The 20,477-nt window shown below is 65.3% G+C and carries 17 protein-coding genes; 4 read left to right on the top strand and 13 right to left on the bottom strand.

Annotated elements, in window-relative coordinates:
• Nucleotides 1-12 precede the first annotated feature (12 nt).
• From I5R65_RS19970 to I5R65_RS19945, 6 genes are all read right to left on the bottom strand, one after another.
• Nucleotides 13-1,254, bottom strand: coding sequence for a septal ring lytic transglycosylase RlpA family protein (locus I5R65_RS19970; RefSeq protein ID WP_370460925.1), 1,242 nt, complete (start codon nt 1,252-1,254; stop codon nt 13-15).
• A 175-nt stretch (nt 1,255-1,429) separates the two neighbouring features.
• On the bottom strand, nt 1,430-2,539 hold the full coding sequence (gene rodA / locus I5R65_RS19965) for a rod shape-determining protein RodA (RefSeq protein ID WP_180666886.1): 1,110 nt from the start codon (nt 2,537-2,539) through the stop codon (nt 1,430-1,432).
• 94 nt (nt 2,540-2,633) lie between these two features.
• Nucleotides 2,634-4,607: a penicillin-binding protein 2 gene (gene mrdA, locus I5R65_RS19960; protein ID WP_180666884.1), complete on the bottom strand. Its 1,974-nt coding sequence runs from the start codon at nt 4,605-4,607 to the stop codon at nt 2,634-2,636.
• A gap of 19 nt (nt 4,608-4,626) precedes the next feature.
• Nucleotides 4,627-5,136 carry a rod shape-determining protein MreD gene (mreD, locus tag I5R65_RS19955; protein ID WP_077234836.1) on the bottom strand — a complete coding sequence of 170 codons (510 nt, stop codon included), beginning with the start codon at nt 5,134-5,136 and terminating at the stop codon, nt 4,627-4,629.
• Complete coding sequence (gene mreC, locus I5R65_RS19950) at nt 5,133-6,230, bottom strand: rod shape-determining protein MreC (protein ID WP_180666882.1); 1,098 nt, start codon at nt 6,228-6,230, stop codon at nt 5,133-5,135. Before mreC ends, mreD begins: the two co-directional genes overlap by 4 nt.
• Nucleotides 6,231-6,528: 298 nt before the next feature.
• Nucleotides 6,529-7,572 (bottom strand): rod shape-determining protein, encoded by a 1,044-nt coding sequence (locus tag I5R65_RS19945; RefSeq protein ID WP_180666880.1) that lies wholly within the window; start codon nt 7,570-7,572, stop codon nt 6,529-6,531.
• 367 nt (nt 7,573-7,939) lie between these two features.
• Here I5R65_RS19945 and gatC point away from each other — a divergent pair, with 367 nt between their 5' ends.
• The 3 genes from gatC to gatB all read left to right on the top strand — a co-directional run bounded on the left by gatC (nt 7,940) and on the right by gatB (nt 11,314).
• Nucleotides 7,940-8,242, top strand: coding sequence for an Asp-tRNA(Asn)/Glu-tRNA(Gln) amidotransferase subunit GatC (gatC, locus tag I5R65_RS19940; RefSeq protein ID WP_180666878.1), 303 nt, complete (start codon nt 7,940-7,942; stop codon nt 8,240-8,242).
• Nucleotides 8,243-8,326: 84 nt separating this feature from the next.
• Nucleotides 8,327-9,793: an Asp-tRNA(Asn)/Glu-tRNA(Gln) amidotransferase subunit GatA gene (gene gatA, locus I5R65_RS19935; protein ID WP_180666876.1), complete on the top strand. Its 1,467-nt coding sequence runs from the start codon at nt 8,327-8,329 to the stop codon at nt 9,791-9,793.
• Nucleotides 9,794-9,850: 57 nt separating this feature from the next.
• Nucleotides 9,851-11,314, top strand: a complete 1,464-nt coding sequence (gene gatB / locus I5R65_RS19930) for an Asp-tRNA(Asn)/Glu-tRNA(Gln) amidotransferase subunit GatB (RefSeq protein WP_370460928.1) — start codon at nt 9,851-9,853, stop codon at nt 11,312-11,314.
• Nucleotides 11,315-11,374: 60 nt separating this feature from the next.
• Here gatB and I5R65_RS19925 read toward each other — a convergent pair whose 3' ends face one another.
• Nucleotides 11,375-12,301 (bottom strand): cupin-like domain-containing protein, encoded by a 927-nt coding sequence (locus I5R65_RS19925; RefSeq protein WP_180666873.1) that lies wholly within the window; start codon nt 12,299-12,301, stop codon nt 11,375-11,377.
• Between the two features lie 156 nt (nt 12,302-12,457).
• Between I5R65_RS19925 and I5R65_RS19920 the strand changes: the two genes are divergently transcribed.
• Complete coding sequence (locus tag I5R65_RS19920; RefSeq protein WP_180666871.1) at nt 12,458-13,348, top strand: TauD/TfdA family dioxygenase; 891 nt, start codon at nt 12,458-12,460, stop codon at nt 13,346-13,348.
• Here the strand turns inward: I5R65_RS19920 and I5R65_RS19915 are convergent.
• The 6 genes from I5R65_RS19915 to I5R65_RS19885 all read right to left on the bottom strand — a co-directional run bounded on the left by I5R65_RS19915 (nt 13,312) and on the right by I5R65_RS19885 (nt 20,462).
• The gene (locus I5R65_RS19915) at nt 13,312-14,907 is read right to left on the bottom strand and encodes a methyl-accepting chemotaxis protein (protein WP_180666869.1); all 1,596 of its coding nucleotides are present in this window, start codon (nt 14,905-14,907) and stop codon (nt 13,312-13,314) included. The two genes, I5R65_RS19920 and I5R65_RS19915, sit on opposite strands and share 37 nt — an antisense overlap.
• Before the next feature lie 280 nt (nt 14,908-15,187).
• Nucleotides 15,188-16,681, bottom strand: coding sequence for a M81 family metallopeptidase (locus tag I5R65_RS19905; protein WP_180666867.1), 1,494 nt, complete (start codon nt 16,679-16,681; stop codon nt 15,188-15,190).
• A gap of 15 nt (nt 16,682-16,696) precedes the next feature.
• On the bottom strand, nt 16,697-17,956 hold the full coding sequence (locus tag I5R65_RS19900) for a Zn-dependent hydrolase (RefSeq protein WP_180666865.1): 1,260 nt from the start codon (nt 17,954-17,956) through the stop codon (nt 16,697-16,699).
• A gap of 39 nt (nt 17,957-17,995) precedes the next feature.
• Nucleotides 17,996-18,700, bottom strand: a complete 705-nt coding sequence (locus I5R65_RS19895) for an ABC transporter ATP-binding protein (RefSeq protein ID WP_180666863.1) — start codon at nt 18,698-18,700, stop codon at nt 17,996-17,998.
• On the bottom strand, nt 18,697-19,464 hold the full coding sequence (locus I5R65_RS19890; RefSeq protein ID WP_180666861.1) for an ABC transporter ATP-binding protein: 768 nt from the start codon (nt 19,462-19,464) through the stop codon (nt 18,697-18,699). The genes I5R65_RS19895 and I5R65_RS19890 overlap by 4 nt, the downstream gene beginning before the upstream one ends.
• Nucleotides 19,461-20,462 (bottom strand): branched-chain amino acid ABC transporter permease, encoded by a 1,002-nt coding sequence (locus I5R65_RS19885; protein WP_180666859.1) that lies wholly within the window; start codon nt 20,460-20,462, stop codon nt 19,461-19,463. Before I5R65_RS19885 ends, I5R65_RS19890 begins: the two co-directional genes overlap by 4 nt.
• Nucleotides 20,463-20,477: the final 15 nt, after the last annotated feature.

Here is a 20,477-nt window from a genome sequence, read left to right as displayed (position 1 = left end):
TGGCCCGGCCGATCAGCGTTCGACGATGAAGGGCGTGCCGGCGCTGCGCTGGCGCACCAGCATGGCCGCATTCTGCGCCGCCGGGCGGGTCGGATAGGGGCCGGCATACAGGCGATAGAGCCCGTTGACCTGCACCGCCTGCATGTTGTCGACGATGCCGGACAGGCTGGGCAGCAGCTTGTCACGCGCCACCAGCGCATTGGCTTCTTGCGAATAGGCGCCGAACTGAAGGTAATAACCTGCCGTCAGCGGTACCGCCTGCGGCATTGCAGGGGAGGGGGCCGAACCGCTGGCCACGGCGTTGATGATCCCGCCGCCACCGGCCAGACCGGCGCCACCGGCAGCACTGCTGGTGCTGGCATTGATCGGCTGCACCGCTGCCACGGTGGGCTGGGGCGGCAGGCCTTGTGCGCTCACCGTATTGATTTCCACCGCGCCGGTGGAGACGCCGGCCCCATTGTCGGCAGCCCGGTTGATCGGATCGGCCACTGCCAGCGTGCTGCCGTTGCGGCGCGCATCGGCCATCCGCTGTGCTTCTTCCGGCAGGATGCGTTCGACTTCCAGCTCGCTGCTGCCCGTCCCCAGATAACCCAGCTTCAGGGCGGCCGTGTAGGACAGGTCGATGATGCGGCTGGAGTGGAAGGGGCCGCGATCATTGATGCGCACGATGACCTGCTTGCCGGTCTTCAGGTTGGTCACCCGCGCATAGGAAGGAATGGGCAGCGTGGGGTGCGCGGCCGTCATCTTGTACATGTCGTAGAGCTCGCCCGAGGACGTCTTCTGCCCGTGGAATTTCTTGCCGTACCAGCTACCGATGCCGCGCTGGATGAAAGGCTGGTTGCTGTCGGTAATGGGCACGTAGGTCTTGCCGAACACCGCATAGGGCCGACTGGCCGCCCGGGAGACCGGTTCCACCTGCGGTTCGGCATCGGCCACGTCGAGCAGGCCATCGGGGATGTGGTCACCCGGGCCGTCGTCCTTGTAGTAGCCGCCCCGTCCGGAGCCTGCCGCCGGCAGGGCCGGAGCGTTGGAGGGGCGACCGCCAGCGGCCTTGACCGGGGTCGAAGGCGCCTGTGCAGTCTGGCGCGGCGCCTGCTGGGTGGTGCCGCAAGCGACCAGCAGCAGCGGTAGCAGCAGGCTGCTCCAGCGCAGGGCAGCACCCAGGGAGGATGATCGGATAGCGCGGCCGGATGGCGCGCGCCGCGCCGCTCGGGACGCCGTCCCGCCGTGATGTTCGTAAGAAGATGTGCCCATGGCCGGTCCTTGGTCAAGAGTCGATGCGCCCTGCCTGGCAGAAGGCTTGTGCAGGCCGGAATGTCCGCCACGATACCAGAGTGCAATGCACCGAGGCTGACAACGCGTCAGCGCCGCAAGTTCAACCGCGGCGTCCGACTTGTCGGATGGATAATGAAAACAGCAGCTGGCAGCCTCAGCTCTGTACCAGCTTGCGATGGCGCTGGATGCTCATGAGGATGCCCGCCCCCAGCCCCAGCGTCACCAGCGCCGTGCCGCCATAACTCATGAAGGGCAGCGGCACGCCCACCACCGGCAGGATGCCGCTGACCATGCCCATGTTCACGAAGGCGTAGGTGAAGAAGATCATCGTGATGGCTCCACCCAGCAGACGCGTGAAGAGCGTCGGCGCATTGGCCGTGATCATCAGCCCGCGTCCGATCAGCAGCAGGTACAGCACCAGCAGGACGACATTGCCGATCAGCCCGAACTCTTCAGAGTAGACCGAGAAGATGAAGTCGGTGGTGCGTTCGGGAATGAATTCCAGGTGCGTCTGCGTCCCCATCAGCCAGCCCTTGCCGGTCACCCCGCCGGAACCGATGGCGATGGTGGACTGGATGATGTGGAAGCCCTTGCCCAACGGGTCGGAGGTCGGGTCGATGAGCATCATCACGCGCTGGCGCTGGTAATCGTGCATGAAGGACCACACCACCGGCAGGCTGGCCGCCCCGGCCACGCACAGGCCCAGCAGGATCTTCCACGGCAGCCCGGCAAAGAAGATCACGTAGAAGCCGGCCGCCAACACCAAGAGGCCAGTGCCCAGGTCGGGCTGGCGGATGATCAGGAAGCCCGGAATCAGCAGCAGGATCGCCGCCACCATGAAGGCATCCCAGCGCAGCATGCCCTCCCGCTTCTGGAAGTACCAGGCCAGCATCAGCGGCATGGCGATCTTCATGATTTCCGAGGGTTGCACCACCATGCCGATATTGAGCCAGCGACGTGAACCCTTCTTGATGATGCCGAACAGCGCCACTGCGATCAGCAGCGTCACCCCCACCGTATAGACCGGCACCGCCAGCCGCAGCAGCAGTTGCGGCGAGACGTTGGCGGCGGCCCACATGACGATGAAGGCCACCAGGATATTGCGCAACTGGTCTTCGACCCGGCCAGGGAAGTTCATCCCCGCCGAATACAGGGTGACGATGCCCACCGACAGGATCAGGAAGACGATCAGCGACAGCGCGCCGTCGAACACCGTCAGGTGCGGCTTGATGCTTTGCCAAAGGGGCGGACGTTGCAGGCTCATGCCGGCTCCTGGTGCTTGCTGCTCTGTTGCGATGTCGGGCCGTGCGCGCCGGGTGAACCCGCGCGCAGGCGTTCGGTGCGGATGCGGCCCGGCCTCATTCCTGCACGTCCGGCTGGACCGTGGGGGTATTGCTGGCGCCGCTGTCCTCGGAGGTGGGGCCCTCAACCGGGGTATCCGGGCTCACCACCTCGGGCGCGACCGACTTGATCGGTTCGTTGGGGCGCTTGCCCAGCATGAAGTAATCCATGGCCTTGCGCACCAGCGGCGCGGCTACGCCCGCACCCCAGCCGCCGTTCTCGACCACCGCCGCAATGGCGATGCGTGGTGCGTCGGCCGGCGCGAAGCCGATATACAGGCCGTTGTCATGATAGATGCGGGAGAGCTTCCTGGAATCATACTTCTGGTTCTTGGCGATGTTGACCACCTGCGCCGTACCGGTCTTGCCGCCTGAGTCGTAGGGGGCGCCACGGAAGGCGGCCGCGCCGGTGCCTTCCTTGACCACGCCGACCATGGCGCGCTTGATGAAGTCGATGTTTTCCTGCTTTAGCGGGATGCGGTAGCTTTCCTTGGGTACGGTCTCGGTGCGCTCGTGGGTCACGCCGTCCTCGACGATCTTGACCAGGTGTGGCTTCATCACCACGCCATTGTTGGCCAGGATGGCGGTGGCCTGGGCCATCTGCAGCGGCGTGAAGCTGTTGTAGCCCTGGCCGATGCCCAGCGACACCGTATCCCCGGCGATCCAGCGCTTCTGCTCGGGTTTGCGGAAGGCGTTGCGTTTCCACTCGGTGGAGGGCAGGATGCCGCGCTTTTCGTGTTCCAGGTCGATGCCGGTGATCTGGCCGAAGCCGAAGGGCTTCATGAAGTCATGGATGGCATTGACCCCCATGTCATTGGCCAGCATGTAGTAGTAGGTGTCGCAGGAGATCACCACCGAGCGATACATGTCGACCACGCCGTGGCCGCCTTCCTTGTCATCGCGGAAACGGTGGTTGCCCAGGATGAAATAGCCCGGATCGCGGATGGCGTCCTGCGGGCGACGGCGGCCCAGCTCCAGCGCGGCCAGCGCCATGAATGGCTTGTAGGTCGAACCGGGCGAATAGACCCCCGACAGCGGCCGGTTCAGCAGTGGCCGGTCGGGCGACTTGTTGAGCTCATCCCAGCTCTGCTGGTCGATGCCTTCGACGAACAGGTTGGGATCATAGGAGGGCTGCGAGACATAGGCCAGGATATCGCCAGTGGCCGGATTGATGGCCACCAGCGCGCCCTTCTGGTCGCCGAAGGCCTCTTCCACCACCTTCTGCAGCTCGATGTCGATGGACAGGATCAGGTTCTTGCCCGGCGTGGCCGGGGTGCGCGAGAGCGAGCGCACGGCCCGGCCGCTGGCGGAGATTTCCACTTCCTCGTAGCCGGTGGTGCCGTGCAACTGGTTTTCGTAGCTCTTTTCCAGGCCTTCCTTGCCGATGTAGTCGGTGCCGTTGTAGTTGGCTTCGTCGTCCGAATCGGCGATGCGCTCGGCGTCGCGCTGGCTGATGCGGCCGATATAGCCGATCACGTGTGCAGCGGTCTTGCCGTACGGATACTGGCGGAACAGGCGGGCCTGCACCTCCACGCCGGGGAAGCGATAGCGCTGGGCCGTGAACTTGGCCACTTCCTCGTCGGTCAGGCGGGTGCGGATGGGCACGCTTTCGAAGTTCTTGGATTCTTCCTGCAGGCGGCGGAAGCGGCGCCGGTCGCGCGGCTGGATTTCCACCAGCGTACCCAGCTCGTCGATCAGGTCATCGATGTTGGTCCGTATCTTGGAGGGGGTAATTTCCAGCGTATAGGCCGAATAGTTGCGTGCCAGCACCACGCCGTTGCGATCCATGATCAGGCCGCGATTGGGCACGATGGGCACCACCGAGATGCGGTTTTCCTCGGCCTGGGCGGCATAGGCATCGTGGCGCACCACCTGCAGCCACAGGAAGCGTGCCAGCAGCAGGCTGAAACAGACCAGCACCATGACGCTGGCCGCCAGCAGGCGCATGCGGAACAGCCTCAGCTCATGCGCGGTATTCTTGAATTCGGTCATGCTGCTTGCACCTGGCCCCTCAGATGGGGCGATTCTCGTCGCGATTCACGGCGCGGCGCTGCGGCGCCAGCAGCAGCAGGCTCACCACCGGCCACAGCAGGGCCGACACCAGGCTCTCGCTGAAATAGAACCAGTCGGGCGACTTGCCCGTGACCAGCAGCTGGATCACCAGTTGCACCGCCTGCGCCAGCAGCATCAGCGGCAGCACATGCAGCGCCTGGGTGCGCAGCGGGAACCACAGCACGCGGCGGTGGATCATGATGGCGAAATAGGACAGCAGGGTATAGGCCAGCGCGTTTTCGCCCAGCAGAGTGGCTTCGTTGACGTCCATCAGCAGGCCCATCAGGAAGGCCACGCTGATGCCGACCTTGCGCGGCTGGTGGATGTTCCAGAACACCAGCGCCAGTGCCACGAAGTCAGGCACCCCCACCATCTGCCCCCAGGGCATCAGGTTGAGCACGAAGGCCACGATCAGGCTGAACGCGATGAACAGCGGGCTGGCCGGCAGGAGGATGTATTGATTGTTCATCGTGCGGATTCCTTGGCGGCAGGCTTGGCGCTGCTGGCGGCCGGTTTGGTGGGCGCGGTGGCTGCAGTAGTGGCCGCTGCCGTGGACTTGGCGGCAGGCGTGGCGGCGGTGCCGTCGGCAGCACCCTTGCGTTCCTCGGCCGGCTTGTCCTTGGGGGTGGCATTGGCCTCGTCGGCGCTGTTGTCGCGGGTGCTGTCACGCAGGCGGCGCTTGAACAGCTTGGCCGACTTCTCGTCGATGACGTCAGGCTCCGGGCGCGGCGGCAGGTTCTGCTCCACCAGCAGGATCAGCAGCTGGCGGTGGCGGTCGATCCCGGCCAGGGGGCGGCAGACGATGCGGGCGAAGGAGTCTGCCGAACGCGTCTCCACCAGCGCCACGCTGGCCACCGACAGGCCCGGGGGATAGATGCCGTCGATACCCGAGGTCACCAGCACGTCGCCCTTCTGGATATCGGCGTTGGCTGGCATGAAGCGCAGGTCCAGCGCACCGGTCTGACCGCGACCATAGGCCACGCTGCGCAAGCCATTGCGCAGGACCTGGACCGGGATGGCCTGGTCCTTGTCGGTCAGCAGCGTCACCTCAGAGGTGAACGGGAACACCCGGGTCACCTGGCCCACGATGCCGACCTCGTCGATCACCGGCTGGCCCGCCGTCACGCCCTGCTGCGACCCGCGGTTGAGAATGATCTTGCGGGTGAACGGGTCGCGCGCGTCGTACAGGATTTCGCCGACGATGGACTTGACCGGTACCTTCTGCTGCATGTCCAGCAGCTTGCGCAACTGGGCGTTCTCCGCCGCCAGCAGGCGCTCCTGCTGCATCAGCTGGGCGTTGACGATCTGTTGCTGGCGCAGCGCGTGGTTTTCCCGCTGCAGCGAGGTCAGCGAGGAAAAGTAATCGCTCGAATTGGTGACGGCGTCACGCGGGATCATGGCAACCGACTGGAACGGATAGAGTGCGGTGCCCAGCGCCTGACGCAGCGTACCCAGTACGTGCATGCGGGCGTCGACCACCAGCATCACGACCGACAGCAATGCGAAGACGGTCACGCGCACCCGGGCCGAGGCGCCCTGCTTGAAAAGTGGTGGGATTTCCATGGCGTCAGGCCGCCGGCAGGGCCGCGTGGCGCGGCCGTCTGCAGGCGGAGAACTCACTTCCTGCGTCGAAAACGATAACAAAAAGGGGAGCCGAGGCGTTCACCCGACCCCGTTCCAGCCGTACCTGCCCCGGATGCGCGCGTGCTGTGCGCAGAGGGTGGCAAGTCGGTGTGGACTGGGTCATATCGAACGTATCGGTTCCCCGCTCATCCGGCGGTACATCGCCGCCGGTTCATGCTGATACTGCCAGTGGCCCGCCAGGCCTGAAGCTGCCGGGGCAGCCGTGGGCCAGGCCAGGTTATTCGGACGAGAAGATCGAACCCAGCTTGTCCATGCGGTCCAGCGCCATGCCCGAGCCGCGCACCACGCAGGTCAGCGGGTCTTCGGCCACGATCACCGGCAGGCCGGTTTCTTCCATCAGCAGGCGATCCAGGTCGCGCAGCAGGGCGCCACCACCGGTGAGCATCATGCCCTTTTCGGCGATGTCGGCGCCCAGCTCCGGCGGCGTCTGTTCCAGCGCGTTCTTCACGGCCGAGACGATGTTGTTCAGCGGATCGGTCAGGGCTTCCAGGATTTCATTGCTGGAGATGGTGAAGGAGCGCGGGATGCCTTCGGACAGGTTGCGGCCCTTGACTTCCATTTCCTTGACTTCCGAACCCGGGAAGGCCGAGCCGATTTCCTTCTTGATCGCTTCGGCAGTCTGCTCGCCGATCAGCATGCCGTAGTTGCGGCGGATGTAGTTGACGATGGCTTCGTCGAACTTGTCGCCGCCCACGCGCACCGAACCCTTGTAGACCATGCCGCCCAGCGAGATGATGCCCACTTCGGTGGTGCCGCCGCCGATGTCCACCACCATCGAGCCGGTAGCGTCGGAGACCGGCAGCCCCGAGCCGATGGCGGCCGCCATCGGTTCCTCGATCAGGTAGACCTGGGAAGCACCGGCGCCCAGGGCCGATTCACGGATGGCGCGGCGTTCCACCTGGGTCGAGCCGCAGGGCACGCAGATGATGATGCGGGGCGAGGGGCGGAACAGCTTGGAGTCGTGCACCATGCGGATGAACTGCTTGAGCATCTGCTCGGTGACGGTGAAATCGGCGATCACGCCGTCCTTCATCGGGCGGATCGCCTCGATGTTGCCGGGCACCTTGCCCAGCATCTGCTTGGCTTCCTTGCCGACTGCCTGGATGGTCTTCTTGCCGTTGGGACCGCCCTGCTGGCGGATGGCCACGACCGACGGCTCGTCCAGCACGATGCCATGGCCGCGCGCGTAGATCAGCGTGTTCGCGGTACCCAGGTCGATGGCCAGATCGTTAGAAAAGTAACTGCGGAGAAATCCAAACATGAGTTGTCCTGATGCGCCCGCCACGGGGCGCCTAGCTTTTTGATAGGGGGAGGGTGTCCGTTCATGCTGCGGCGACGCGAAAATCAGGCGCCTGCAAGGCATTAATCCGACATTCTACCTTATAATTCCAGAGAAACCAGCAAGCCGACCCGCCAAAAATATCCGCATCGCGAGACCTTCCGACCGCCATCTGGCGCGGGTTTGCCGTTTTTCACGCGATACATGCCATGACCCGGCCGGGTCGCTGCGCAAGCGGACCCGCCGGCGGCGCAGAAGCCCGGAAAACCGGAAAACCGCTTCTGGCCTCACTGGCTACGGGTCTTCCAATTTCAACATCATGCGGCGCGCCCGGCGCGTCCTTTCGACCATGTCACTAGCCCTTTCCGACGTCAAACGCATCGCCAACCTGTCCCGACTGGAGCTCACCGAGGCCCAGGCCGGGGAAACGCTGGAAAAGCTCAATGGCATCTTCACCCTGGTGGAACAGATGCGTGCCGTCGACACTTCCGGCGTGGAACCGCTGTCGCACCCGATCGCCGCCATCGAGCCGATGCTGGCGCTGCGCCTGCGCGAGGACGCGGTGACCGAGTCCAATCGCCGCGATGACTACCAGCAGCCGGCGCCGGCCACCCAGGATGGCCTGTATCTGGTGCCCAAGGTGATCGAATAGGCCCGGCACGCACCTCGCGCCCATCACCGAACCTGAACGTTCCCGGCCCAGCCGGCCATGCAAGACCGCAGCGTAACCAATTCCATGCACAAGCTCACCCTCAAAGAACTGTCCGCGCAACTGCAGGCGCGCAAGATTTCCGCCACCGAACTGGCGACCCTGTTCCTGGACCGCATCGAGGCCAGCGACCTCAATGCCTTCCTGCACGTGGATCGCGCCCTGACGCTGGCCCAGGCGCAGGCCGCCGATGTCCGCCTGGCGGGCAATGAGGCCGGCCCCCTGACCGGCATCCCGATCGCCCACAAGGATATCTTCGTCACCCGCAACTGGCGCACCACGGCCGGTTCGCGCATGCTGCAGGACTATGTGAGCCCCTTCGACGCAACTGTAGTGGAACAGTTCAACGCCGCCGGCACCGTCACCCTGGGCAAGCTCAACTGTGACGAGTTCGCCATGGGCTCCAGCAACGAGAACTCCTTCTATGGTCCGGTGAAGAACCCCTGGGACAAGACCGCCATCCCCGGCGGCTCCTCGGGCGGCTCGGCCGCCGCCGTGGCCGCGCGCCTGGCACCGGCCGCCACCGCCACCGACACCGGCGGCTCGATCCGCCAGCCGGCCTCGCTGTGCGGCGTCACCGGCATCAAGCCGACCTATGGCAGCGTCTCGCGCTACGGCATGATCGCCTTCGCCTCCTCGCTGGACCAGGGTGGCCCGATCGCCAAGACCGCCGAGGATTGCGGCCTGTTGTTGAACGCCATGACCGGCTTCGACGAGCGCGATTCCACCAGCCTGCAGCGCCCCAGGGAAGACTTCACCCGTTCGCTCCACCAGAGCCTGCAAGGCCTGCGCATCGGCGTGCCCAAGGAATTCTTCGGCGCCGGCCTGGCCGCCGACGTCGAAGTGGCCGTGCGCGGCGCGCTGGCCGAATTCGAAAAGCTCGGCGCCACGCTGGTCGACATCTCCCTGCCCAAGACCGAACTGTCGATCCCCGTGTATTACGTGATCGCCCCGGCCGAGGCCTCGTCCAACCTGTCGCGCTTCGACGGGGTGCGCTACGGCCACCGCGCCGCCGACTACAAGGACCTGGCCGACATGTACAAGAAGTCGCGCGCCGAAGGCTTCGGCGAAGAGGTCAAGCGCCGTATCCTGGTGGGCTCCTACGTGCTCTCGCACGGCTACTACGACGCCTACTACCTGCAGGCCCAGAAGATCCGCCGCCTGATCGCCCAGGACTTCCAGAACGCCCTGGCCGGTCCCGACCGCCAGTGCGACGTCATCATGGGCCCGGTCTCGCCCACCGTCGCCTGGGACCTCGGTGACAAGACCGACGACCCGGTGGCCAACTACCTGGCCGACATCTTCACGCTCTCCACCAGCCTGGCCGGCCTGCCGGGCATGTCGATTCCCTGCGGCTTCGGTCAGGGCGAAAAGAACGGCAAGCGCCCGGTCGGCCTGCAGATCATCGGCAACTACTTCGACGAGGCGCGCCTGTTGAACGTGGCGCACCAGTTCCAGCAGGCCACCGACTGGCACCTGCGCCAACCGGCCTGACCTGGCCTGAGCGGCCCCGCAGCCACCGTCACCAACAACAGCATTCGCAAGGACAACATCATGCAGTGGGAAGTCGTCATCGGCCTCGAAACGCACACCCAGCTTTCGACCCAATCCAAGATCTTCAGCGGTAGTTCGACCCGCTTCGGCGCCGAGCCCAACACCCAGGCCAGTCCGGTGGACCTGGCCCTGCCCGGCGTGCTGCCGGTCCTGAACAAGGGCGCCGTGGAACGCGCCATCCAGTTCGGCCTGGCCATCGGCGCCACCATCGCGCCGCGCTCGGTGTTCGCGCGCAAGAATTACTTCTACCCTGACCTGCCCAAGGGCTACCAGATCAGCCAGTTCGAGATCCCCGTGGTGCAAGGCGGCACCATGACGTTTGCCGTGGAGAAGGACGGCAAGACCGAGATCAAGACCATCAACCTGACCCGCGCCCACCTCGAAGAAGACGCCGGCAAGTCCCTGCACGAGGACTACCAGGGCATGACCGGCATCGACCTGAACCGCGCCGGCACGCCGCTGCTGGAAATCGTCACTGAACCCGAGATGCGCAGCGCCGCCGAAGCGGTCGGCTACGCCAAGGCCCTGCACTCGCTGGTGGTGTGGCTGGGCATCTGCGACGGCAACATGCAGGAAGGCTCCTTCCGCTGCGACGCCAACGTCTCGGTGCGCCCGGTCGGCCAGGAAAAATTCGGCACCCGCTGCGAGGTCAAGAACCTGAACTCCTTCCGCTTCCTGGAAGAGGCCATCAACTACGAAGTGCGTCGCCAGATCGAGCTGATCGAAGACGGCGGCACCGTGGTCCAGGAAACCCGCCTCTACGACCCGGACAAGAAGGAAACCCGTTCCATGCGCAGCAAGGAAGACGCGCAGGATTACCGTTACTTCCCCGACCCCGACCTGCCGCCGCTGGCCATCTCGCAGGAGTGGACCGACCGCGTCAAGACCACCATGCCGGAGCTGCCCGCCGCCATGCGCGAGCGTTTCGTGGCCGACTATGCGCTGCCCGAATACGATGCCATGGTGCTGACCCAGTCCAAGGGCATGGCTTCCTACTTCGAAGCCGTGGTCGCCGCCGCCGGGAAGGATCAGTCCAAGCCGGCCGCCAACTGGCTCATGGGCGACGTCGCCTCGACCCTGAACCGCGAAGATACCGACATCGCCGACGCCCCCGTCAAGGCCGCGCAACTGGCCCTGCTGCTGAAGCGCATCGCCGACGGCACCATCTCCAACAAGATCGCCAAGGAAGTCTTCGCCGCCATGTGGGAAGCCCGCTCCGACAAGGACGGCCTGGCCGACGACATCATCGAGGCCAAGGGCCTCAAGCAGATTTCCGACAGCGGCGCGCTGGAAGCCATCGTCGACCAGGTGCTGGCCGCCAACGAGAAATCGGTCGCCGAATTCCGCGCCGGCAAGGAGCAAGCCATCAACGCCCTGATCGGCCAGGCCATGAAGGCCACCCGTGGCAAGGCCAACCCGGCGCAGCTGACCGAATTGCTGCGCAAGAAGCTGGCAGGCTGATCCTTCATCACTGCGCTGCCCATGAACGGACCCCACCCCTGGCAACAGGCGTGGGGTTTTTCATGCGCCCGACAACACCAGCGGCCGCCCCCGCGCCCAGCGGTTGCTGGACAGCGAAAACGTCAGCGAACTGACCTGGTGATACCAGCCGGCCGGGATGTAGAGCATCTCCCCCGCTTGCACTTCGCAGCACACCAGCGCCGCCTGGCGCGCCAGCGGGAAGCGCTCCAGATCCGGGTGATCGGGATCGAAGGGCGAGCCGAACAGGATGGCGTTGGCCTCCTTCGGATACAGATACTGGTCGTGATGCGGCGGCGCCAGCCAGACCCGTTTGCGGCCCCACAACTGGGCAAAGACATTGTCGTCATAGTCGCAATGCAGCGGCGTGATGCAGCCGGCCGGGCCGATCCAGAAGCGTGGCGGCCCCATCTTCTCGAAGAAGGCGGGCCAGTGGCACAGGGCATTCAATGCCCGCAATTCCAGATTGCCGAGATAGGGCGGAAGGCCGCTCTCGTCCCGCAACGCCTGCTCCAGGTAGTCGACCAGCGTCATGTCCTGCATGGCCCGGTCCGGCGCGAAGGCGGTGTTGATGTAGTCCCCCACTCTTGCCCGCACCGGCAGGGCGCCGAAATGCTGGCGTAGCGTATCCATGTCCATCGCCGCCAGTGGCCAGCGGCTGGCCATGCCGGTCATGATGAAGGGCAGGCCGGCGCGGGCCCGCGCGCGGAATGCCGCGGTCTTCTGCGGACCGATGCGCGGGATCTCCTGCACCGTGGGCAGCACGGCACTGGCCTCGCGGATGGCCTGGCGCATCCCGGCCACGGAGGCCACGCCCCGTATCTGCGCATCACGCTGGTCACGCGCCTGTTTGCGCGCCGCCACTTCCTCGGCGCTCAGCCCGGCGACAGCGGTACGCGGCGGCAGCCTGCGCGTTTTTGACGGGGCCAATTCAGGGGAATGTGAAGGAAAGGGCGGACGCTGTTTCATCCGGGCTATTGTAGCGGCATGCCGTATCTCGCTCGGCGCATAAGGATATGAATTATTCTTCCTTGCTGGGTAGGAGCCCCGGGGGGTGTAATGACGACTTTCCTGCCCGGGCAGCCGCGTCCGGGATCGTCAGGCCAGAGCGCAAGAGGAGCCCCCATGTCGGTCGCCACACCGGAACGCACGCAGCAGACCCGTCAGCAATTCGAGATTCGTCCCATCGACGCCCCGCTGGGCGCGGAAATCCTCGGTCTCGACCTCAAGCTGCCCCTCTCCGACCCGGAACTGGCGCGCATCCGCAGCGCCCTGGTACAACACGGCGTGGTGGTATTCCGCGACCAGCGCATCACGCCGCAGCAGCACATCGACTTCAGCCGCCGCTTCGGCCCGCTGCAGGTGCATGTGCTGAACCGCTTCCACCTGGCCGGCCATCCGGAAATCCTGATCGTCTCCAACGTGGTCGAGGACGGCAAGCCCATCGGTCTGGTCGATGCCGGCGCCGACTGGCATTCCGACCTCTCCTACATGCCTCGTCCCAGCCTGGGTGCCTTGCTGCATTCGCAGGAGCTGCCGGCCGAGCGGGGCGACACGCTCTATGCCAACACCGCCGCCGCCTGGGACAGCCTGCCTGCCGCGCTGAAGACCTTGCTCGACGGCAAGCGTGCCGTGCACTCCTACGTCTATCGCTACGAGCGCCTGCGCAAGCTTTCGCCCTGGCGCGCGCCGCTGACGCAACAGCAGATCGACGAAGTGCCGCCGGTCGAGCATCCGGTGGTGATCACCCACCCCGAGAGCGGGCGCAAGATCCTCTTCGTCAGCGAAGGCTTCACCTCGCACATCGTCGGCATCCCGCGTGACGAAAGCGATGCCCTCCTGAAGGAACTGCACGCCCACATCACGCGCCCGGCCAATGTCTACACCCACCACTGGCAGGCGCATGACCTGGTGTTCTGGGACAACCGCAGCACCCAGCACTACGCCGCGATCACCCCGCAGCACCTGCGTCGCACGCTCTATCGCACCACGGTCGAGGGCAACGTCCCGCGCTGATCGATCACCACCAGTGCCGTCGCATCCAGGCGGAACACGCTGACCGCCTGCGTCAGCGCGCTCGCCTGGTCCTGCATGGAGCGCGCCGCGGCCGCGGCCTCTTCCACCAGCGCCGCGTTCTGCTGCGTGGCCTCGTCGATATGGGTGATGGCCAGGTTCACCTGTTCGATGCCGTCGCTCTGCTCCTGGCTGGCCAGGGTGATCTCGCGCACGATCTCGCTCACCCGCACCACGCTCTGCACCACTTCCTGCATGGTGCCGCCGGCCTGTTCCACCAGGCGGCTGCCATCGTCGACCTTCTGCACCGACTCGTCGATGAGCACCTTGATTTCCTTGGCCGCCGCTGCCGCGCGCTGCGCCAGCGAACGCACCTCCGAGGCCACCACCGCAAAACCGCGCCCCTGCTCACCGGCGCGGGCCGCTTCCACTGCTGCGTTGAGCGCCAGGATATTGGTCTGGAAGGCGATGCCGTCGATCACGCCGATGATGTCGGCAATCTTTTGCGACGAGGCATGGATCGCCCCCATGGTCTGCACCACCTGATCCACCACCGCGCCACCCCGGCTGGCGACCTGTGATGCCTGCGCAGCCAGTGCGTTGGCCTGGCGCGCGTTGTCGGCATTCTGCTTGACGGTGGAAGTCAGCTGTTCCATGGCCGAGGCGGTTTCTTCCAGCGAGCCGGCCTGCTGCTCGGTGCGCGCCGACAGGTCGAGGTTGCCGCTGGCGATCTGGGTCGAGGCGGTGCTGATGGTATCGGTCCCGCTACGCACGCGTGCCACGATGTCGCGCAGGTTGCCGTTCATGCGCTTGAGCGCGGAGAGCAGCTTGCCGGTCTCGTCGCGGCTGCTGCTGTCGATGCGCGAGGTGAGATCACCCGCCGCCACCGTCTCGGCCACCGCGATGGCCTGTGTCAGCGGCCGCGTGATGCTCAGCGTCAGCACCCAGGCCAGCAGCGCCCCCAGCGCGATCTCGATGGCGCCCAGGACGAGCAGCATGCTGCGTCCGGCGCGGTAGTTGTGATGGATCTCCAATGCCGCCGCGTCGATCGACTTCTTCTGGAATTCGGCATAGCGCAGCACGCTGTCGGCATAGTCATCCATCATCTTGACCAGCGTGGTATCGGTCATCACGCGTGCCCCGGCATCGTCACCGGCGGTCTTGATATCGAAGATCTTCTGCCGCGTGGCACGATAGGCGGCGCGCAGCCGGCCTACCTCGTCGAACAGCCGTTTTTCCTCGGGGTCCACGATGGCTGCCTCGACCCGCTTCTGCAGCTGGCTGATCTGGGCCGACTGGGCATCGATCTGTTTCTGGAAGTAAGCCTGGAAGGCATCGTCGTCGGACTTCATCACCGCCAGGGTGCGCACCCCGTTTTCCTTGATGGCGGCATGCCATTGCACGGAGTCGCGCTCCTTGGCCAGCGCCACGCGGGTCATGTCGTCGGAAGCGTCCCCGATGCTGCCCAGGCGCCACACACCCAGCCCCACCATCACCGCCATCAGCATCAGCAAGGAAATGAAGCCGATGCTCAGGCGCACGCCGATCTTGAGGTTCTTCATGTCTTCCTCCCAAGGTTGCCGCAACGGGCTGGCGTTGGTGAATAGTTGTCGTCGTGAGCGCCGCTGCGGAGATGCAATAAAGATATAAACGATTTCCCTGTCTGCGCACCCGGTCGTCAGAATCCGCGGGCAGATCGGGTCAGCCTACCATGGGCGGCGGGGATTGCACCATGTACTTTTGGGGGACTGTTGCGAGATGCCATTGCAGCATGGCAGGCACGGGTAGGCAGGCGGGCGGAACGGCAAGCAGCCTGCCAGGCCGCCTGCACGCTCAGAGGGGTTACCAGTCCATCCGCGCGTCCAGCGGATAGATGGGACGCCGTATCTTCTTGATGGGGAACAGCCTGAAATTGGCACTGGTCGGCCCGCCGCTGTCGGAATCGCATTCCACCAGCGCCCGGCTGATCGGCACGAATACCGGGCGGCAATACATGCGCGACTTCAGGATCAGGAAGGCCTGTTGTGCCGGGTCCAGCCCCAGGCTGGTGAACACGCCCAGGTCATAGGGCTCCACCCGCTCCTCGGTGACGACGATGCACGCCGCACCGATGTCCAAGAGCACACTGCGTCCCATCTGCAGGGTCGAGCCCGTATAGATAGGACCGGTGACCGTCACCCGGCCGTCGGTGATAGCCAGCACCTTGCCGGTATAGACCGGCGGAACCTTGTTGATGCCCTGGGCGGTCAGCGCGACCTTGTTGCCCACCGCCAGCGTGAGCTGTGCGCCGACGCCGGCGGCGACCAGCTGCGCCACCGCCTCGGGGTCGCTGATGGGGCCGACGGCAATGCCTTCCAGGCCCGCCGCCAGTGCCGCTTCCAGCACGTCCATGGTGTTGCAGGTGCCGCCGGACATGACGTTGTCGCTGTGATCCAGCAACAGCACGGGACCGCTGCCGGCTGCCTCGGCGAGCTGCCTGGCCTGCGCCAGCGATTGCGCCAGCGGCAGGCTGTCATAGACGAAGTCATCGCGTTCGGCCCAGATCTGGCGGGCGATTTCTTCCGCCACGGCATCGGCCAGCGCAGCATCGTTCTCGGCCACCACCACCACCGACATGCCGGCATCGTGGAAGTCCGACAGGGGGAAGCCTGCCAGCACCGAGACTGCCAGCACGCCCGGCCGCTGCTCGGCCTGCTTGGCCGCCTCCACCGCACGCTGCATGGCCGAGGCCGAGGTATTGCTGGTCAGCGTGGCCGACAGCACCGGCACCTGGCGCCAGCCCAGGCGCGGGCGTGATTTCTCCTGCAGCAGGGCCACCAGCAGACGACCGGCATGCTCACCGGTCTCGTACATGTCCACATGCGGATAGGTCTTGAAGCTGACGATCACGTCGGCATTGGCCACCATCCTGGGCGTGACGTTGCCGTGCAGGTCCAGCGCCACCGCCAGTGGCGTATGCGGGGCGATGCGGCGGATGCGTTCCAGCAGCACGCCTTCGCCATCGTCGGCGTTCTCCGCCACCATGGCACCATGCAGGTCCAGCAGGATGGCGTCGCAGCCGGCTTCGATGGCACGCACGATGCCGTCGCACATCACGGTATAGGCATCGGCCGCCACGGCGGCACTGGGATTGGCCCAGGCCGCCAGCGGCGTGACGATCTCCGCGCCCAATCCCTCGGCGATATCGATGAAGGCGCCCATGGCCGTGCGCGCTCCTTTCTGGTCACGGTAGGCCGCCTCGTCCCATTGCGGGGCGAAGGCGTCCAGGGGAGTGGGAATCGGCGAGAAGGTATTGGTCTCGTGATTCATGCGTGCAATGACGATTTTCGATTTCATGATCACTTTCCTGCATCAATCCCTGACCACGCCGGCACTGGCCAGCATGGCCTGCAGCAGCACGTTGCAGCCGGCTTCGAGGTGCTCGGGGCGGGCATCCTCGATCTCGTTGTGGGACACGCCGTCCTTGCACGGCACGAAGATCATCCCGGCCGGTGCCAGGCGCGCCGCGTAGATGGCGTCATGGCCGGCGCCGGAGACCACGTCCATGGTCTTGTAGCCCAGCGCCGCAGAGGCGGCGCGCACATTGTCCACGCAATCCGGATGGAAGGGGCAGGGCGGGAAGTAGGACACCCGCTCCAGCTCGATGGACAGCCCGGTCTTCTGGCGCATCGCCTCCAGGTAGGCCACCAGGTCTTCATGCATGCGGTTGAGCGATTCGTCGCTCACGTTGCGCAGGTCGATGGAAAACTTCACCTGCCCCGGGATCACGTTGCGGCTGTTGGGCATCACCTGCACCTGGCCCACCGTGCCACGGCCATAAGGCGGGTAGCGGTGGGCGATGGCCACCACCTCCTGCATGATGTAGGTAGATACCTGCAGCGCATCCTTGCGGATTTCCATCGGTGTCGGACCGGCGTGCGATTCGAAGCCGGTCACCGTGCAGTCGTACCAGGACAGCCCCAGCACCGCCGGCACCACGCCGATGACGGTATCGGCGTTTTCCAGCACCGGCCCCTGTTCAATGTGCGCCTCGTAATAGGCGCCGATGGGATGGTCGCCGCAGACCTGGTCGCCGATGTAGCCGATGCGCTCCAGTTCATCGCGCACCTTCTTGCCGTCGATATCGGTGGCGTTGTAGGCATGCTCCAGCGTGAAGGCGCCGCAGAAGACGCCCGAGCCCATCATCACCGGCACGAAGCGCGAGCCTTCCTCGTTGGTCCAGACCGCCACCTCGATGGGCGCCTCGGTCTGGATGCCGTGCTGGTTCAGCGTGCGGATCACCTCGATGCCTGACAGCACGCCATAGTTGCCGTCGAACTTGCCGCCGGTCGGCTGGGTATCGATGTGCGAACCGGTCATCACCGGCGGCAAGGTATTGTTGCGGCCGGGCCGGCGCATGAAGATGTTGCCGATCTGGTCCACCACCACGCTCATGCCCTCGGCCCGTGCCCAGGCGGTGACCAGGTCACGGCCCTGTTTGTCCAGGTCGGTCAGCGCCAGGCGGCACACGCCCCCCTTTTGCGTGCCGCCGATCCTGGCCAGCTCCATCAGTGAATCCCACAGACGCGCGCCATCGACGCGCAGGGTGGTGACTTCGGTCTTCGTTTCCATCATGGATTCCTTGTTTGGGTTTGACGCCTGCTCCTGCTGTCAGGCAGCAAGATTCACGCCAAGATAACGGTCCTTGACGCCATCGTCGGCCAGGAATGCCTCGTTGCTGCCGCTATAGACGATGCGTCCTTGTTCGACGATGTAATGGCGGTCCGCCAGTTGCGTACATACTTCCAGGTTCTGCTCGATCAGGATGATGGACATCCCGGTGGCCTTGATCTCCTTGATCTGTGCCACGATCTCGTCCACGATCACCGGCGCCAGACCTTCCACCGGCTCATCGAGCATCAGCACGCGGGGATGCGTCATCAGCGCCCGTGCAATGGCCAGCATCTGCTGCTCGCCGCCGGAGAGTTGGCCGCCGCCATTGCGGCGTCGTTCCTTCAGGCGCGGGAAGATGGTGTAGATTTCTTCCAGCCCCCAGGCCGACTCCTTGCGCGCCGCCATGGTCAGGTTTTCTTCCACGGTCAGCAGCTTGAAGATGCCGCGATGCTCCGGCACCAGGCACACCCCGCGCGCGGCGATCTTGTACGAAGGCAGGCCACTGATGCGCTGGCCCTCGAACAGCACCTGCCCCTGCGCCGGTGGCACCACGCCGACGATGCTCTTCAAGGTGGTGGTCTTGCCGGCGCCATTGCGCCCCAGCAGCGTCACCACTTCTCCGGCATCGACCTCCAGCGAAATGCCCTGCAGGATGTGGCTCTTGCCATAGTAGCCGTGAACGTCTTGTACTTGCAGGATCATGCCTTGCCTCCGGTGATCATGCTGCCCAGGTAGGCCAGCCTTACCCGTTCGTCGTTGCGGATCTCGGCCGGCTTGCCCTGCGCCAGGATCTGGCCCAGCTGCATCACGGTGATGCGGTCGGAAATATCCATCACGATGTCCATGTTGTGTTCGATCAGCACCACCGTATAGTCGCGGCGCAAACCGTGGATGAGCTGCTTCATCTCGGCGATGTCGTCGATGCCCATGCCCGAGGTCGGTTCATCCAGGAAGATCACCTTGGGTCGCCCGGCCATGGCCATGCCCACTTCCAGGCGGCGCTGCTGGCCGTGCGACAGTTCGGCGCAGGCGCGCTCGGCGACTGCCTGCAACGACAGACGCGTCACCAGTTCATCGGCCAGGGCGCAGGCCGACTCGAACTGCTCGGCCCGCTTCCACGGATTGAGCGCGGCCAGCGGGGCGCGTCCTTGCGCCGCCAGCCGCAGGTTTTCGCGCACGCTCAGGTTGGGGAACAGGCTGGTCACCTGGAACGAGCGCGCCAGTCCCTTCTGCACGCGCCGGTTACCCGGCAGGAGCGACACTTCCTCACCCTCCACCAGGATGCTGCCCTCGGTGATGGGCGTGGTGCCGGTCAGGGTATGGAACAGCGTGGTCTTGCCCGCGCCGTTGGGACCGATCACCGAATGCACGGTGCCACCCTCGATATCGAGCGTGATGCCGTTCACGGCGGTGAACTTGCCGTAGCGCTTGGTCACGTTGACCGCTTGCAGGATGGGGCGGCTCATGGGTGCTTCTCCTGGGTGACGGCGGCCTGCGGCTCGGCCTCCTTGGTCCTGGTGCCACGCACGCTGTCGATGATCTTCACGGCCAGCCCGAACAGGCCCTTCTGCATGTACAGGCTCACTGCGATCAGCAGCAGGCCCAGCAACATCAGCCAGCGCGGCCACAGGCTCGACAGCCAGTTACCCGCCAGCACGTAGAAGCTGGCCCCCAGCAGCGAGGCGAACAGGTTGCCGGTGCCGCCGATGACGGTCATCACCAGGATCGCTTCGCTGGTGTGGTACTCGATGTTGGACAGCGGCGCCACCCCGGTCATCATCGCGTGCAGGCCGCCAGCCAGCCCCGTGACTGCACCCGAGATGACGAAGGCCGCCAGCTTCAGCAGCCGCACGTCATAGCCCAGCGCCGAGGCGCGTGCCTCGTTCTCGCGCACCGCCAGCAAGGTCTTGCCCAGCACCGAATCGACCACCCGCTGCAACAGCCAGAACACCAGCACGAACAGGATGGCCACCACCGTGTAGTACTGCCACGACGAGGTGGTCGGCAACAGCGTCAGGCCGAACAGCGACAGCGGGGGACGCGGGATATCCAGCAGGCCGTTGTCGCCGCCGGTGACGTCCTTGAGCGTATAGGCCAGGAAATAGAACATCTGGGCGAAGGCCAGCGTCAGCATCACGAAGTAGGTGCCGCGCTGGCGGATCGAGAACCAGCCCACCAGCAGCGCCACCAGGGCGCCGCCCAGTGCGGCCAGCGCCAGCGAGGGCAGCAGTGCCAGCTTCAACTGCAGCAGCACCACCCCGGCGGTGTAGCTGCCCACGCCGAAGAAGATGCCCTGGCCGAAGGACATCAGCCCGGTGTAGCCCAGCAGCAGGTTGCAGCCCAGCGCGGCCAGTGCGAACACCAGCACTTCGGTGGCCAGCGTGCCGGAACTGAGCAGCAGCGGCAACAGCAGCACCACGGCGGCGGCCAGCAGGGTGTAACGGAAATGCGCAATCTGTTTCATGGAAACTCCCGTGCA

Source organism: Herbaspirillum sp. AP02 (assembly GCF_015767275.1).
Classification (GTDB): domain Bacteria; phylum Pseudomonadota; class Gammaproteobacteria; order Burkholderiales; family Burkholderiaceae_D; genus Herbaspirillum.
Note: the sequence above shows the minus strand (reverse complement) of the source record. Positions and strands in the feature narration are given on the sequence as shown.

Excerpts from the sequence above, each read along its gene's own strand:
- rodA (WP_180666886.1), bottom strand. The coding sequence starts at position 2,539 with ATGAGCCTGCAACGTCCGCCCCTTTGGCAAAGCATCAAGCCGCACCTG.
- I5R65_RS19970 (WP_370460925.1), bottom strand. The coding sequence starts at position 1,254 with ATGGGCACATCTTCTTACGAACATCACGGCGGGACGGCGTCCCGAGCG.
- gatC (WP_180666878.1), top strand. The coding sequence starts at position 7,940 with ATGTCACTAGCCCTTTCCGACGTCAAACGCATCGCCAACCTGTCCCGA.
- mreC (WP_180666882.1), bottom strand. The coding sequence starts at position 6,230 with ATGGAAATCCCACCACTTTTCAAGCAGGGCGCCTCGGCCCGGGTGCGC.
- gatA (WP_180666876.1), top strand. The coding sequence starts at position 8,327 with ATGCACAAGCTCACCCTCAAAGAACTGTCCGCGCAACTGCAGGCGCGC.
- I5R65_RS19890 (WP_180666861.1), bottom strand. The coding sequence starts at position 19,464 with ATGAGCCGCCCCATCCTGCAAGCGGTCAACGTGACCAAGCGCTACGGC.
- I5R65_RS19925 (WP_180666873.1), bottom strand. The coding sequence starts at position 12,301 with ATGAAACAGCGTCCGCCCTTTCCTTCACATTCCCCTGAATTGGCCCCG.
- mreD (WP_077234836.1), bottom strand. The coding sequence starts at position 5,136 with ATGAACAATCAATACATCCTCCTGCCGGCCAGCCCGCTGTTCATCGCG.
- mrdA (WP_180666884.1), bottom strand. The coding sequence starts at position 4,607 with ATGACCGAATTCAAGAATACCGCGCATGAGCTGAGGCTGTTCCGCATG.
- I5R65_RS19895 (WP_180666863.1), bottom strand. The coding sequence starts at position 18,700 with ATGATCCTGCAAGTACAAGACGTTCACGGCTACTATGGCAAGAGCCAC.
- I5R65_RS19915 (WP_180666869.1), bottom strand. The coding sequence starts at position 14,907 with ATGAAGAACCTCAAGATCGGCGTGCGCCTGAGCATCGGCTTCATTTCC.
- I5R65_RS19885 (WP_180666859.1), bottom strand. The coding sequence starts at position 20,462 with ATGAAACAGATTGCGCATTTCCGTTACACCCTGCTGGCCGCCGCCGTG.
- I5R65_RS19945 (WP_180666880.1), bottom strand. The coding sequence starts at position 7,572 with ATGTTTGGATTTCTCCGCAGTTACTTTTCTAACGATCTGGCCATCGAC.
- I5R65_RS19900 (WP_180666865.1), bottom strand. The coding sequence starts at position 17,956 with ATGGAAACGAAGACCGAAGTCACCACCCTGCGCGTCGATGGCGCGCGT.
- I5R65_RS19905 (WP_180666867.1), bottom strand. The coding sequence starts at position 16,681 with ATGAAATCGAAAATCGTCATTGCACGCATGAATCACGAGACCAATACC.
- I5R65_RS19920 (WP_180666871.1), top strand. The coding sequence starts at position 12,458 with ATGTCGGTCGCCACACCGGAACGCACGCAGCAGACCCGTCAGCAATTC.